A 13431-nucleotide genomic window follows, 5' to 3' on the forward strand; every position below is an offset into this window, starting at 1 on the left:
AGCCGCCGGTGTGACCCTACTTGACCGCTTCCAGCACCCAGTCAGTCGGCGTCGCGCGCCGAACTTCGACGTCGAACGACTCGCGCGGCTCGCCCGCGACGCGACTCAGAAACTCGCCGACTGGCGTCGGATCGCGGTCGCTGACGAGGACGAACCGCTCCCCGGCGTCGAGCGACGCGAACCGGTCGCGGACTCGTTCCTTCCGCGCCTGCGGGGCGGCCCCACGGATGTCGACGGCGTCGTCCGGCACGTCTACCTCGCCCGCGGCGTCGAGGGCCGTTCGCGTCCGCTCCCCGAGGTCGGCGACCACCGCAGGCACGTCGCCCGGTTCCGGCCGCCCCTGCAGCGCCCGCGTGAACGGCAGTTCCGCGAGGATCGGCGCATCGAACCCGTCGAGGGCGTCCTCCGCGAACAGCTCGTTTGCCTCGCCACAGCAGTCACAGACGTACTCGGCCATGTTGACGACGGCACCCAAGACGGGCACGTCGTTGTCGCGGAACAGTTCGACGGTCCGTTCGGTGTCACTGACGGCGGCGTGAAACGGCGTCGTGACGACGACGACGCCGTCGACGGGGACCTCCTGTAGCGTCGTGAGCACCACGTCGCCGGTGCCGGGCGGCAGGTCCACCACCAGCACGTCGTCGTTCCGCCACGCCGTGTTCTCGAAGAGATCGGAGAGCGCGTCGTGGGCCATCGCCCCGCGCCAGGCGAGGGGCGCGCCCGACTCCATCAGGCCGACGCTCATCACGTCCATCCCGCCCCGACGAATCGGGAGGGGGTCGCCCGCCTCGCTGGAGTGGACGGGGCCGCTCACGTCGAGCAGGGTCGGCACGTTCGGCCCGTGGATGTCGGCGTCGAACAGCGCCACCTCGGCGTCGGCTGCGAGCGCACAGGCCAGGTGGGTCGCGACCGTCGATTTGCCGACGCCGCCTTTCGCGCTCGCGACGGCGACGACGTGATCGAACGACTCGACGCCGCCACTCCCCTCGCTGGACGGCGCCGCTTGCTCGACGTGGACGCTCTCGACGCCGTCAACGTCGTCCACGGCCCGCAACATCGCCTCGATCACCCCCCGACTCGTCGCCTCGTCGAGGGCGGTCAGGTCGGTCTCCAGCGTCACGTCGCCGTCGGTCACGGCCACGTTTTCGACGAACCCGGCCTCGAAGACGGAGAGGTCGGCCGCCGGGTCGCGAACCGTTCGCAGTGCCGCTTCGACTCGGTCCGTCAGTCTCGTGGTGTCCGTCATAGGTCGGGCATCCGATTGAGTCGGTCCTCGCCGGGCAGGAGGCGTCCGTCGTTCTCCAGGGCGCCGAAGGTCCGCCGGAACCGCGCCGGATCGGCTTCGAGCGCCCGTTCGGCCGTCTGGCGGACCACCGTCGCCGGGTCCTCGGTCAGGTCACGCAGTCGGTTGCGGGCGCGGTCCTCGTCGACGCCGCCGAGCATGTGGGCCGCCCACTCGCGGACCCGCTCGCTCTCGTCGTGGCTCAGGTCGAGCAGCCGGTCGGCCATCGCCTCGCCGCGGAGTTTGAACAGCGAGACGGCGGCGTTCCGGCGCACGGCGTGGTGGTCGTCGTCGATAGCGGCCGCGACGTCGGCCTCGTGGGCCTCCCGGTCGAGGTTGTCGAGGGCGACGACGGCCTCGGCACGAACCCAGGGGTCGTCGTCGTCGAGGAGTTCGACGGCGACGGCGGCCGCCCGTTCGCCGATCGCCCCCGTCCCGTCCCCGCCGTGAGCCGTCAGCGCCTCCACCGCGAACTGCCGCACGTCCGCGTCCGCGTCGGTGGTAGCCGCCCGTGCGAGCCCCGACACGACCGCCGATGCCGTCGGTTCGTCCTTCAGCGCGAGGGCGGCGCGGCGGCGGTCGATCGGGTCGTCCGCCCCGAGGTCGTCGAGGAGCGCCGCCGCGTCGCTGTCGGCGACCGGTTCCGTGTCGGCCGCCGAGAGTTCCGCGGGCGACGCCTCGCCGATGGTCACGTCCTGACGACTCACCTCGATGTCTTCGAGCGCTTCGATGTCGCTCCCGAAGCCCGGACTCCGCGTCGGATCGAGACCCGGGTCGGGGTCCTCGTTCAGGTGTTTCTCGAACTCGTCGTCGGTCATCGCCGACCCTCCCGGACGGCGAACGTCGCGGCGCCGAGCGCGAAGGGAACGGCTCGCGGGAGCGCCGCCGGGACGCCGGCGAACGCGACGAGTACGACGCCCGCGAGCAGGGACCACTCCCGCCGTCGCAGCGCCGCGCTCCCCGCCGTCACTGCCCCGCCGACCGCGATGGCGGCGACCGGGAGCGAACTGCCGACGACCCCACCGCCGACGAGGGTGACCGCGCCGACGACGAAGGGAAGCGAGAGGCCGAGCGCGACGACGGCGGCGAACGCGGCGCCGCCGCCGAGCAGGGACCGGGTCGTCGTCGCCGCGAAGGCCGGTGTGACGGCGACGCCGACGAGCGCGAGCGTCGATCCGAGCGGTCGGAGCGCGACCCACCCCCCGACGCCGCTCGCGAGGCACACGGTCAGCGCGGCGAGCAGTGTCCCGAGGGCGATACCGCGGGCGTTCGCGAACCGATGCCGGTGTGCGACGGCGACGGCGGTCGTTCCGGCGGCGACGGCGACGGCCGCGGGCGCGACGACGGCGCCCGGGCCGAGCGACAGCAGGCCGAAGACGCCGACGAACAGGAGGCCGACGCCCGAAACCGGATCGGTCTCGGTGAGCGCCACGACGACGGCCGCCACCCCGGCGACGGCCGTCGCCCCGACGGCGGCCGCGTCGCCGCCGCCGACCGGCGGTCCCGCCGGCGCGTTGATCACGACGGTCAGGAGAAACTTGGCGGCGACGCCGAGCGCAGCGACGCCAGCGGCCCCCCCGACGACCGCCCGACGGCGGTCCTCCGGGATCGGTGGGTGCCAGTGTCGCCGCCCCGCGCTCGCTCGGGCCGTCATATCGACCCCTCCAGTCGCGTCGCGAGGTCGTTACGGTCGGCTCTGACGAACGCCTCCAGCAGTGCCGTCAGGCCGCCGTAGACGCCGGTCCCGGGTTCGCCGTCGACGCGTTCGGCGATACCCGCGGCGGCGTGGCCGAGGTGGCGGTCGTGGAAGTCGAGTCTGGCGGCGGCGTCACCGTCGTCGACGGCTGCTTCCCGCCGGGCCAGATAGCCCGCGAACTCCAGTTCGTAGGTCAGGGCGTCGTGGTTGTCGCGTTCGTCGGTGTCGATCTCCAGTCCGTAGTAGTTGTACGCCCGCGCAAGGTCGAGGTTGACGTCGTTCCAGGACTGATCGGGGCGGTACTTCGACTCGTACAGCGGGACCGGCGGCCCCTCTGAGTCGAGCGTACCGTCCGTCCGGTCGACGTACTCCGCGTACCCCAGTTGGAACAGGTCGTTGTACCGGGCCGCCAGCGTCTCGTAGTCGTCCGCCGTCTTCAGGTCCGGCACCGCCACGTCGAGGGCCGTGTGATCCAGACAGCGAGTCAGTTCTTCACCCAGACGGCCGGCCGCGACGGCCTCGTGGAACTCCCGGTCGGGATGGCGGAAGGCGCGGGCGAGCGTCGTGTACACCGTCCCCCGTGCCGCCGGGTCGGTGTCGACGCTCCCGACGTCGTCGCGGGGATCGGTCGTCGCCATCAGGAACGCCCCCCGTCGCCCCCGCGAGTGCGGAGGACGCCGAAGGCAGTCACGCCGACGACGGCCACGATGGCGACGCCGGCGACGGTCCAGAGCAACGCCTGATAGGGCGGCCCCGCCGGCCCGTCGCCGGTCGGGAAGTAGTGCCACTCGCTGACGGCTTTCCGACCGGAACGTTCGGCGTTGCCCCCGTCCCAGACGGCGAAGGCGACGTCGAGTCGGTCGTCCGAGTCGAGCGTCGTTCGGTTCGCGCTCTCGGTCGTGAGTTCGCGGGAGTAGACGACCGTCCACGTGCCGTTCGCGTAGGTGGCGTTGGCGTCGATGGTGGGCGCGGGGAACGTCGTCGTGGTGCCCGCACCGCCCGCGAGCAACTCCTGGGTCGCCCCGTTGCCGCTCCAGTACCAGACGTTCACCCGATTGTCGGCGCCACCCATGGCGATGGGGGGACGGGAACTCGTGTCCACCGGGAACTGGACGGCCACCGCGTCCGCGAAGGTCCGCGGCGAATCGACGCTGACGTTCCGCGTCGGATCGTCCCACTGGAGGCGCACGTGGAAGACGTCCCCGCTCCGCGCGGCCTGAACGTGGATCCGCTCGATAGACGTGTCGGCGGCGTCCGGGACGTCGCTCGGGGCGCTCGACAGCGCCACGTCCGCAGCGGGCACCTGCGACCACCCCGACGCGTCCGGCCCCGCCAGGGCAGCGTCCGGCAGGGTGCTGACCGGAATTTCGTGGGCGGGACGGGCGTCGGCGGCCGGCGCCGCCGTCGCGGAGACGACTAGGGCGCCGACGAACGCCGCCGTCAGCAGTGCGCGCGTTCGATCCTCAGTCATCGTCGAACACACCCAGTCGGTACTGTTTGGCCGGATTCTTGTGCTGGAGCAGTTCCATCAGTTCGCTGTCGTCGCCCTGACGGGCGCGCTGACGCTCGCGCTCGATGGTGTTGAGCGCCTGGTCGACGCCGTCGCCGAACAGTTCCCGGAGGTAGCCTCGCGGGATGCGGTCGACGTCTACCGACTCGCCGTCCTCCGTGTGTTGGCCGGGCGCGTAGGGGGGGATGTAGTAGACGTTGGGCTGGGTGCGGAACTCGGGGTGGAGGGGCAAGGCCACCTCGTACTCCTCGACCAGTTTGTAGATGGGGCCGTCCTCGTCGTCGAGGAACCCAACCAGCCGGAGCTGGGGCGGACACTCCTCGGCACAGGCCGGGGCGTAGGTCTCTCCGTCGGGACCCTCGCCCTCCAGCCGAGGGTAACAGAAGATGCACTTCTCCGACTTCTTGGAGACGGTGTTGTAGTACACCTTCTTGTACGGACAGCCCTCGACGCAGTAGCGGTACCCCCGACAGCGCTCCTGGTCGACGAGGACGATGCCGTCCTCCTCGCGCTTGTAGAGCGCCTGTCGCGGGCAGGCCTCCACACAGGAGGGGTGGGTGCAGTGGTTACAGATCCGGGGCAGGTAAAAGTAGTAGCTGTTGGGGTACTCCCCGGCGCCCTGATCCTCGTCCCAGTTGGGACCCCACTCGGCGCCCTCGCGCGGGCGGAGGGGTTCGTCGCTCCCCTCGTACATGATCTCGGAGTGGTTGAACTCCCAGGGCCGGCCGTAGTCCTCCCGCGAGGGAATCTCGCCGTCGACCCGTTCGGAGCCGTCCTCGGTCCACCCGCCGCCGGAGTCCTCCCAGCCGCGGGGGTAGCCCTCGCCGGGTTTGGTCTCGACGTTGTTCCAGTACATGTAGTCGGTGCCACCCCCCTCCGTCCAGAGGTCCTTGCAGGCGATGGTGCACGTCTGACAGCCGATACACTTGTTGAGGTCCATCACCATCGCAACCTGGTGGTCGATCCCCTCCGCCACGTCGATGTTGGTGTCGTCGTTGGTGCTCATTCGCTGTCACCTCGGTCGGACTCCGCCCGTCTCACTGCCGACGCGCCGCTGGCATCGTCCGCGGGCCGCACGTCGACGTTCACGTCGCTGTTGACGCCGGTCGGCCCCCAGTAGTTCGGGAAGAAGTGGAGATGCTCGCCCGTGTCGGCGGGGTACTGGACGAGCTGCGTCGGCTTCATGTACATCGGTACGAGTGAGTTGAAATTGTTCCGGTCGGGGTACTGGATCTTCTCCCACGCGAAGAACTGTCTGAGCGTCCCCGGTTCGCCCGAGGGGTAGAGCTTCGCCTGCACCTCGACGCTCGCGAGGTCGTTGTACACCTCGACCGTGTCGCCGTCCTCGATACCTCGCTCCGCGGCGTCCTCCGGATTGAGGTAGACCACGGGTTCGCCGCGCTGGAGGCGGAGCATCTTCGTGTTGTCCCGCCACGTCGAGTGGATCGACCACCGACCGTGGGGCGTGTTGTACGACAGCGGATAGTCCCCGCCCATCGACGCCGGCCCGCGCTTGTGGGTCGGGAGCTCTTCGCCGAGTTCGAGATACCAGTCGTGGTCGATGTAGTACTGCTGGCGGCCGGTGAACGTCGGCCACGGCTCCTTGTCGTGGACGTACCGCTGCCAGGGCACGTAGGCCTCGCCGTCCTCGATGTCGGAGGTCCAGTGGTCGCCCGCCGCGAGGAGTCGCTGTGGCTGTTCGACGGTGTCGTCGAAGGTGATCCGCTCGTCGTCGTCGCTCGGATTCGACTCCTCGGAGTGTTCGAGGATGAACTCCGAAGCGGCCCGCCCGTCCTCCAATCCGCCGGCTTCGCCGGTCTCCCAGTCGCGCACGTAGTCGTCGTAGATGGTCGTGAGGTCGATGGTGCGGTCGAACTTCCGATCGTCGACGGGGTCGACCCCCCGTTCCCGGGCGCGTTCCTGAATCTTCTCGGCCAGGTCGCGGAAGATGGCCCAGTCCGACTTGGCCTCGCCCAGTGGCTCCACTGCCGGGGTGAACGGGTGGACGTAGGTGTGCATGTCCGTCTCCGAGAGGTCGTACTTCTCGTAGTGGCTGGCCGCCGGGAGGACGATGTCCGAGTACATCGCCGTCGAGTCCATCCGGAAGTTGATGTCGACCACGAGGTCGAGTTTCGGCCACAGCTGTTCCTCCACGGCGACGTTGCCCTTGGCCTGGTTGAAGAGGTTTCCACGCCAGACGAACAGCGTCGAGGGATCTGGTCGGAAGCCGTCCTCGCGTTCGCTGGGATAGAGCGGCATCCAGCCCTTCTCGATCGACTCTCGGATCTTCGCCGCGGTGTCGGGATCGGTGTTGTTCAGGATGCCCGCGTGGAAGTACGTCCACAGCGTCGTCGGCACGCCCCGGACGCTCCCGGTGGGAAAGGAGAGTACCTGCCAGCCGTGGAACGTCCAGATCTTCTCCTGGCCGACGTAGTGATCGAGACCGGTCCCGGGGTCTCCCAGATTCCCGGTCAGCGTCACGAGCAGTTGGATCGCTCGGTTGCCCAGGTCGTTGTGGTACCAGTCGTTGACGCCCTTCCCGTGGATGATCTTCGCGGCGTCGGCGTCCGCGAACTCGCGAGCGATCCGCTGGTAGGTGTTCTCGCCGACGCCCGTCTCCTCGTGGACGAACTCGGGGGTGTACGCCGACAGTTCGTCCCGCAGGTTCGCCCAGACGGAGCGGACGGCGACGCTCCCGCCGTCGGCGTCGACCGATCGAGCCACGTCCAACTGCGGGTCGAAGTCGAGTGCGATGCTGGCCGACGGGTCGTGTTGTCCGTCCCGCTCCCCGAGCGACCCGGGGGCCGGTTGCAACGTCCCGTCGGCGTCGACCATCACGAACACCTTGTCGGGGTCGGCGGCGTCCGTCGCGAGGCCAACCTCGCCGGCCCGGAGGAACTTGCCCGTGTCCTCGCGCACCAGCAGCGGCATGTCCGTCTGCTCTTTCAGGTGCGTCTCGTCGTACCGCTCCTCGTCGACGATGGTGCGCGCCATGCCGAGCGCGAGGGCGGTGTCGGTACCACCCTCGGGCGCCAGCCACTCGTCGGTGTGGATGGCGGTCTGGGAGTAGTCGGTGAAGATGCCGACGCGTTTTGCCCCCTCGTAGCCCGCGTCGAGGAAGTACTTCGCGTCCGGGATACGCGTGACGTTGATGTTCGATCCCCAGGCGATCAGGTAGTCCGAGTTGTGCCAGTCGGCGGACTCGGCGTTGTCCGTCTGGGTCCCCCAGGTGATCGGTTGGCCCGGCGGCAGATCCGAGTACCAGTCGTAGAAGCTGTGTGAGACGCCGCCGAGCAGGTTGAGGAGGCGACTCCCCGAGGCGAAGGAGACGGGGCTCATCGCGGGGATGGGAGTGAAGCCCGAGATGGCGTCGTACCGCCCGACCCGCACCTCGTCGATGACGTGGTCGGCGATTTCGGTCAGCGCCTCGTCCCAGCTGATGCGCTCCCACCGCCCCTCTCCCCGGTCGCCAGTGCGACGGAGCGGGTGGAGGACGCGCTGGTCCGCGTTGACGTAGTCGGTGTAACAGGCTCCCTTCTGACAGCCGCGCGGGTTGGGGTCCGGGAGGCTGTCGTCGAACGTGGGGTAGTCGCCCGCTTGCTCCTCGCGCCAGACCTGCCCGTCCTTGACGAAGACGTTCCACGAGCACGACCCCGTACAGTTGACGCTGTGGGTCGAGCGGGAGATGGAGTCCCAGTCCCACTCCTCGCGGTAGAGGTCCTCCCAGTCGCGGTAGGGGTAGTTTCCGATAGGGTCCTCGACGGTCTGCAGGCCGCTCATGCCGTCGTCCGCGAAGGAGAGGCCAGTCGCCCCGAGGAGGGAGGCGACGCCGAGGCCTTTCACGAAGTCACGTCTGCCGATTCCCGTGCTGTCCGTCCAGTCGTCGTTCGTCGTATTGTCACTCATTGGTCACGAACACCGTCACGGTCGCACAGAGGGCGCCGGTGGCGGCGAGGGCGAGGCCGACGGGCGTCCCCCCACCGGCGTCGAGGCCGGCGGCCACGAGGCCGAGGCCGAGCAGTTTGCTCGCCGTATCTAGCAGGCTGTACGTTCGGGCCGGGAGCGAGACGCGGATCGGAGCGTCGGCCTCAGTCATCTCCCCCACCTCCGGTCGTCGTCGCGCCGCCCTCCCTTGCGTCCGGGTCGCTCCCACCCTCGCGAAGGAGAACGTAGGTGATTCCGCCGAACAGCGGTGGAACCCCGAGCAACGCCGCCGTCAGGATCGGATTGACCACCTCCGTCGTCGTGCCGAGCACCTGATCGGCGAGGATGTTGTTCATCCCCGCGATGGAGGCGATCATGATGAACGCGACGGCGGCGACGCCGACGGCGGTCTGCCAGGGACGGGCCAGCGGATCGCTCGTGAAGTGGACGGGCTCCGTTCGGTCGACGAAGGGCCAGACTACGATGGCGAGGAAGATGAGTCCGGGGAGGATGATGCCCCCGACGAACTCCGTGGAGATGTGGACCGATCCAATCGAGAAAGACATCCACTCCGGCAGGAGTTTCAGGAAGCCGTACACCCACATCAGGAACCAGTCGGGCATGATGAGGGCCGGCGTGGACGCGGGGTCGTTCGGTCCGTACTCCGCGACGTTGTGGACGGGCAACAGGCCGGCCAGCGCCGACAGCGTGGCGGCGGTCAGGAAGAACATCACCGCCGAGACGGCGGTCTGATTCGGCACCGCCGGGAGCCCGACGATGACGCTGCCGTCGTCCCGGTCGACCGTCCGGCCACCACCCCGCACGTCGTCGTCACGCCGCGCCTCCGTGTGTTTCTGCCGGATCAGGATCACCATGTGGACGGCGAGGCCCACGGCGATGGCCCCCGGAATGATCAGGACGTGCAGGAAGTAGAGACGGGGGATGGTGGCACTCGTCGGGAACTGGCCGCCGAAGACGATTTCGCCGAGGAACTGCCCGACGAGCGGCACCGAGATCGTGAGGTTGTAGCCGATGCTGGTCGCCGTCGCGGCGAACTCGTCGAAGGGGAGCGCGTAGCCGGTGTAGGCCGCCCCCATCGCCAGCACTGCCAGCCCCGTTCCGACGAGCCAGTTCGGTTCGCGGGGGTTGCGGTACGCCCCCGTGAAGAACACTCGTAACATGTGTAAGCCGATGGAGGCGACGAACAGGTGAGCCGCCCAGTGATGGAGGCGGCGGATGAACATCCCGAAGGGGACGGTGTAGGTGATATGCAACACCGAGACGAACGCCTCGGGCATCTCCTCACCCTGGAACGCGGCGACGCTCCCGTCGTACTCCACGTCCGAGGTGGAGGGTTCGTAGAAGAACCCGAGGAAGACCCCGGAGAGGACGAGAAAGAGGAAACAGAAGAGGGCGACCTCTCCGAGGAGGAAGGAGTCCTCCGCCGGGAACGCCTTCCCGAGGAACGTCTGCCCGTTCTCCAGGTCGAGTCGGGTATCGAACCAGGCGTACAGTCGGTCGGCGCGGGAGTCGGACATCACTCGCCACCTCCCGGACCGACGCCGGCCTCGAAGTCGCCCGTGGCGACGAGGTACCCGTCGCTGGTGAGGGTGATCGGCAACTGCGGGAGGGGACGCCCCGGCGGGCCGCCGACGACCGACGCCCCCGTCGTCGGATCGAACTTCCCGAAGTGACAGGGACAGACCAGCGTGTCGCCCTCCCGGTCGGACACCATACAGCCGGCGTGCGTACACACCTTCGAGTAGGCGGCGTACCCGCTGACGGTGAATGCCATGTTGGTCCCGCCGCCGTAGGCGCTCTCGGGGAACCGCACGAGGAGCGTCGGCGCGTCCTCGATGCCCGGTCGCGGCTCGGGAAAGACGGTGAGCTGTTCGCCTTCCCCCAGTCGGTCCTCGGTGATCCGGGCGCCGTCACCGTCGACGAGGGTGACGCCGTCGGAGTAGACGGGCCCGCTGTACCCGCGTTCGAACACCTGCGTCAACCCGGCCAGCGGCGCGGCGAGGCTCCCGATTGCCGTCAGGCCCCCCACCGTCGCGAGGAGCTTCGCGACGTCACGGCGGCGCACGGTGGCCCGGGCGCGTGTGTCCGTGTAGATGCTCGGTTGCGTCGCCTCGCCGTGACAGGGGCAGTCTTCGGGGTCGTCGTCCGGCGCGGTCATCGGTCGTGCCCCCGGTGTTCGGCGACTTCGATGTGGGGCATGAACCAGGCGTAGTAGGCCACCGTCGACAGCGCCAGCGAGGTGAACATCCCCGTGGCGTACAGCCCGAAGTACTGCGTCCGGGCTAGCGTCAGGTACTCGCCAGTGAAGAGCGCCGCGAAGACGATGGCGAGGACGGTCAACCCACCCATCGCGATCAGCCCCTCGATGGCGTCGGAGGCACCGTGATACTCGACGATCCACCGGTGGTCGGTCTCCACCCACGGTAACGTGACGGTGCCGCCGTCCGACTCCACGGCGCGGGAGTCGGCGCTGTCGGGCGGTCTGACTGCCTCGTTCATGAACCGGTGCGCGGCGGTCAGGACACCGATCAGCGCGAAGAGGGCGACCCAGACGACGACGCCGACCTGACTCGGCGAGAGTTTGTTCGGCGTGTCGACGAAGCCCTCCAGCGGGCGAATGTCGGTGACGCTCTCGTCGATGGCAATCTCCTCGGAGGGTGGTTCGCCGTGGAGCGCGACGAACCACATCGGCAACAGGACCGTGACGATCATCGCGCCGATGAGTAGCGTGTTGCGTCTCATGCATTGATAATTGGTAACGTCTATTCCGGGTCGGTCGACCCGCTATCTCGTCGTCGAACTGTTCGTTTGGTAAACTCTCTCATAGATTGTAATGTTATCGGACGTGTATGCGAGAGAACATCTATGCGAGCGCGCTTCGGCCCCCGAACGCGCGCTGTCGGGGGGGCACTCGCCCGACCGGTACTACTAACTCCCGGTCGCCGGAACCTCTGGGCGACTAGCATGAGACTTCACGAGTATCAGGCGAAGGGTGTCTTCGCCGACGCCGGGATTCCGACCCCCGACTCCCGGCTGGCGACGAGCGTCGAGGAGGCCGTCGACGCCGGGCGCGACGTGGGTTACCCGGTCGCGGTCAAAGCACAGGTCCACGTCGGTGGCCGCGGGAAGGCCGGCGGCATCGAAATCGCGACCGACGAGGACGAACTGCGTGAGGCGGCCGACGCCATCCTCGGGATGGATCTCAAGGGCTATCACGTCGACCGCGTCCTCGTCGAGTCGGCGGTCGACTTCACGAACGAACTCTACCTCGGCGTGACGATGGACCGCGGCGAGGGCGAACCCGTCGCGATGGTCTCCTCCGAGGGCGGCGTCGACATCGAATCCGTCGCCGAGGAGACACCCGAGGCCATCGCCCGCGAACACGTCGACCCCGCGTTCGGGATGCACCCGTATCAGGCCCGCAAGGCGGTGTACGAGGCCGGTATCCCCCGCGACGTCGCCCGGGCGGTATCGAGCGTTCTGGAGACGCTCTACGACCTCTGGGAGGCAAACGACGCCAGCGAGGCCGAAATCAACCCGCTGATGGTGACCGACGGCGGCGACGTGGTCGCCGCGGACGCCGTGTTGAACGTCGACGACGACGCGCTCTTCCGGCACCCCGGCCTCGCCGACATGGAAGAGGAGTCCTACACCGACGACCTAGAGCGCAAGGCCGGGGAGTACGGCTTCGACTACGTCCGCCTCTCGGGCAACGTCGGCATCATCGGCAACGGTGCCGGCCTCGTGATGGCGACGCTGGACCTCGTGGACCATTACGGCGGCGCCCCCGCCAACTTCCTCGACATCGGCGGTGGCGCCAAGGCCGAACGCGTCGCCAACGCTCTCGACATGGTCTTCTCCGATCCGAACGTCGACTCGGTCGTGTTCAACATCTTCGGCGGCATCACCCGGGGCGACGAGGTGGCCCGTGGCATCAACGACGCCCTCTCGCAGTTCGACGAGATTCCCAAGCCCGTGGTGGTCCGCCTCGCGGGCACGAACGCGAGCGAGGGCATGGAGATTCTCGACACCAGCCTCGTCCAGGTCGAGGGGACGTTGGAGGACGCCGTCCAGCGTGCCGTCGCCAACGCCGCGGAGGTGCAATCATGAGTGTCTTGGTCGACGCGGACACCCGCGTCGTCGTGCAGGGTATCACCGGAGGCGAGGGGAACTTCCACGCCGAGCAGATGATCGAGTACGGCACGAACGTCGTCGCCGGCGCGGTGCCCGGCAAGGGGGGCGAGGAGGTCCACGGCGTCCCCGTCTACGACACCGTCCACGAGGCGGTTCGGAGGGAGGACGCCGACGCGTCCGTCGTCTTCGTCCCGCCGGCGTTCGCCGCCGACGCGTTGTTCGAGGCGCTCGACACCTCCCTCGACTTGGTGGTCGCCATCACCGAGGGAATCCCGACCCAGGACATGGCGAAGGTGAACCGTCGCCTCCGCGAGACGGACACCTACCTCGTCGGCCCGAACTGCCCCGGCGTCATCACGCCCGGCGAGGCGAAACTCGGCATCCTGCCGGGCAACATCTTCGCGTCGGGCAAGGTCGGACTGATCTCTCGCTCCGGAACGCTCACCTACCAGGTCGTCGACAACCTGACCGGCCGTGGCATCGGGCAGACCACCGCCATCGGCATCGGCGGCGACCCGATCATCGGCACCTCCTTCATCGACGCCCTCGAACTCTTCGAGGCCGATCCGGAGACCGAGGCCATCGCCATGTGCGGTGAGATCGGTGGCGAGGACGAGGAGGAGGCAGCCCAGTACATCGCCAGCCAGATGGACACACCGGTGGCGGCCTTCATCGCCGGGCGGACGGCCCCGCCGGGCAAGCGCATGGGCCACGCCGGCGCTATCGTCTCCGGGAGCGGTACGGGGACGGCCGAAAGTAAGATCGAGGCGCTCAACCGCGCCGGCGTCCCCGTCGGCGACACTCCCGAGGAAGTCGCCGACCACATCGAGGACTACCTGTAACGTCTTCCGTCGCGGTCCCCTC

The 13431-nt window shown here is 68.7% G+C and carries 13 protein-coding genes; 2 read left to right on the forward strand and 11 right to left on the reverse strand.

All coding sequences use genetic code 11. The features are described from left to right. Nucleotides 1–16: 16 nt before the first annotated feature. The 11 genes from V8686_RS10245 to V8686_RS10295 are packed head-to-tail and all read right to left on the reverse strand — an operon-like array spanning nucleotide 17 to nucleotide 11175. Nucleotides 17–1246, reverse strand: coding sequence for a P-loop NTPase (locus V8686_RS10245; protein ID WP_379703889.1), 1230 nt, complete (start codon nucleotides 1244–1246; stop codon nucleotides 17–19). Beyond that, complete coding sequence (locus tag V8686_RS10250) at nucleotides 1243–2100, reverse strand: HEAT repeat domain-containing protein (RefSeq protein ID WP_379703890.1); 858 nt, start codon at nucleotides 2098–2100, stop codon at nucleotides 1243–1245. Before V8686_RS10250 ends, V8686_RS10245 begins: the two co-directional genes overlap by 4 nt. Beyond that, nucleotides 2097–2936, reverse strand: coding sequence for a phosphate ABC transporter permease (locus tag V8686_RS10255; protein WP_379703891.1), 840 nt, complete (start codon nucleotides 2934–2936; stop codon nucleotides 2097–2099). Before V8686_RS10255 ends, V8686_RS10250 begins: the two co-directional genes overlap by 4 nt. Continuing rightward, nucleotides 2933–3616 carry a molecular chaperone TorD family protein gene (locus V8686_RS10260; RefSeq protein ID WP_379703892.1) on the reverse strand — a complete coding sequence of 228 codons (684 nt, stop codon included), beginning with the start codon at nucleotides 3614–3616 and terminating at the stop codon, nucleotides 2933–2935. The genes V8686_RS10255 and V8686_RS10260 overlap by 4 nt, the downstream gene beginning before the upstream one ends. Beyond that, nucleotides 3616–4449, reverse strand: coding sequence for an ethylbenzene dehydrogenase-related protein (locus V8686_RS10265; protein ID WP_379703893.1), 834 nt, complete (start codon nucleotides 4447–4449; stop codon nucleotides 3616–3618). Before V8686_RS10265 ends, V8686_RS10260 begins: the two co-directional genes overlap by 1 nt. Continuing rightward, nucleotides 4442–5494 carry a nitrate reductase subunit beta gene (gene narH / locus V8686_RS10270; protein ID WP_379703894.1) on the reverse strand — a complete coding sequence of 351 codons (1053 nt, stop codon included), beginning with the start codon at nucleotides 5492–5494 and terminating at the stop codon, nucleotides 4442–4444. Before narH ends, V8686_RS10265 begins: the two co-directional genes overlap by 8 nt. Beyond that, on the reverse strand, nucleotides 5491–8394 hold the full coding sequence (gene narG / locus V8686_RS10275; RefSeq protein ID WP_379703895.1) for a nitrate reductase subunit alpha: 2904 nt from the start codon (nucleotides 8392–8394) through the stop codon (nucleotides 5491–5493). The genes narH and narG overlap by 4 nt, the downstream gene beginning before the upstream one ends. Next, on the reverse strand, nucleotides 8387–8584 hold the full coding sequence (locus tag V8686_RS10280) for a hypothetical protein (RefSeq protein ID WP_379703896.1): 198 nt from the start codon (nucleotides 8582–8584) through the stop codon (nucleotides 8387–8389). Before V8686_RS10280 ends, narG begins: the two co-directional genes overlap by 8 nt. After that, nucleotides 8577–9950: a cytochrome b gene (locus tag V8686_RS10285; protein ID WP_379703897.1), complete on the reverse strand. Its 1374-nt coding sequence runs from the start codon at nucleotides 9948–9950 to the stop codon at nucleotides 8577–8579. The genes V8686_RS10280 and V8686_RS10285 overlap by 8 nt, the downstream gene beginning before the upstream one ends. Beyond that, complete coding sequence (locus V8686_RS10290; protein WP_379703898.1) at nucleotides 9950–10591, reverse strand: QcrA and Rieske domain-containing protein; 642 nt, start codon at nucleotides 10589–10591, stop codon at nucleotides 9950–9952. The genes V8686_RS10285 and V8686_RS10290 overlap by 1 nt, the downstream gene beginning before the upstream one ends. Further along, on the reverse strand, nucleotides 10588–11175 hold the full coding sequence (locus tag V8686_RS10295) for a hypothetical protein (protein WP_379703899.1): 588 nt from the start codon (nucleotides 11173–11175) through the stop codon (nucleotides 10588–10590). Before V8686_RS10295 ends, V8686_RS10290 begins: the two co-directional genes overlap by 4 nt. A gap of 222 nt (nucleotides 11176–11397) precedes the next feature. Between V8686_RS10295 and sucC the strand changes: the two genes are divergently transcribed. After that, entirely contained in the window at nucleotides 11398–12543 is a 1146-nt protein-coding gene (sucC, locus tag V8686_RS10300) for an ADP-forming succinate--CoA ligase subunit beta (protein ID WP_379703900.1), read from the forward strand. Next, complete coding sequence (sucD, locus tag V8686_RS10305; protein ID WP_379703901.1) at nucleotides 12540–13409, forward strand: succinate--CoA ligase subunit alpha; 870 nt, start codon at nucleotides 12540–12542, stop codon at nucleotides 13407–13409. The genes sucC and sucD overlap by 4 nt, the downstream gene beginning before the upstream one ends. The last annotated feature ends 22 nt before the right edge of the window (nucleotides 13410–13431 follow it).

Origin of the sequence: Haloplanus litoreus, assembly GCF_045690335.1 — an archaeon.
GTDB classification, from domain to species: Archaea; Halobacteriota; Halobacteria; order Halobacteriales; family Haloferacaceae; genus Haloplanus; species Haloplanus litoreus.

What these genes read in the sequence shown, in the direction of transcription:
- V8686_RS10245 (WP_379703889.1), bottom strand. Translation starts at nt 1,246, where the DNA reads ATGACGGACACCACGAGACTGACGGACCGAGTCGAAGCGGCACTGCGA.
- V8686_RS10250 (WP_379703890.1), bottom strand. Translation starts at nt 2,100, where the DNA reads ATGACCGACGACGAGTTCGAGAAACACCTGAACGAGGACCCCGACCCG.
- V8686_RS10255 (WP_379703891.1), bottom strand. Translation starts at nt 2,936, where the DNA reads ATGACGGCCCGAGCGAGCGCGGGGCGGCGACACTGGCACCCACCGATC.
- V8686_RS10260 (WP_379703892.1), bottom strand. Translation starts at nt 3,616, where the DNA reads ATGGCGACGACCGATCCCCGCGACGACGTCGGGAGCGTCGACACCGAC.
- V8686_RS10265 (WP_379703893.1), bottom strand. Translation starts at nt 4,449, where the DNA reads ATGACTGAGGATCGAACGCGCGCACTGCTGACGGCGGCGTTCGTCGGC.
- narH (WP_379703894.1), bottom strand. Translation starts at nt 5,494, where the DNA reads ATGAGCACCAACGACGACACCAACATCGACGTGGCGGAGGGGATCGAC.
- narG (WP_379703895.1), bottom strand. Translation starts at nt 8,394, where the DNA reads ATGAGTGACAATACGACGAACGACGACTGGACGGACAGCACGGGAATC.
- V8686_RS10280 (WP_379703896.1), bottom strand. Translation starts at nt 8,584, where the DNA reads ATGACTGAGGCCGACGCTCCGATCCGCGTCTCGCTCCCGGCCCGAACG.
- V8686_RS10285 (WP_379703897.1), bottom strand. Translation starts at nt 9,950, where the DNA reads ATGTCCGACTCCCGCGCCGACCGACTGTACGCCTGGTTCGATACCCGA.
- V8686_RS10290 (WP_379703898.1), bottom strand. Translation starts at nt 10,591, where the DNA reads ATGACCGCGCCGGACGACGACCCCGAAGACTGCCCCTGTCACGGCGAG.
- V8686_RS10295 (WP_379703899.1), bottom strand. Translation starts at nt 11,175, where the DNA reads ATGAGACGCAACACGCTACTCATCGGCGCGATGATCGTCACGGTCCTG.
- sucC (WP_379703900.1), top strand. Translation starts at nt 11,398, where the DNA reads ATGAGACTTCACGAGTATCAGGCGAAGGGTGTCTTCGCCGACGCCGGG.
- sucD (WP_379703901.1), top strand. Translation starts at nt 12,540, where the DNA reads ATGAGTGTCTTGGTCGACGCGGACACCCGCGTCGTCGTGCAGGGTATC.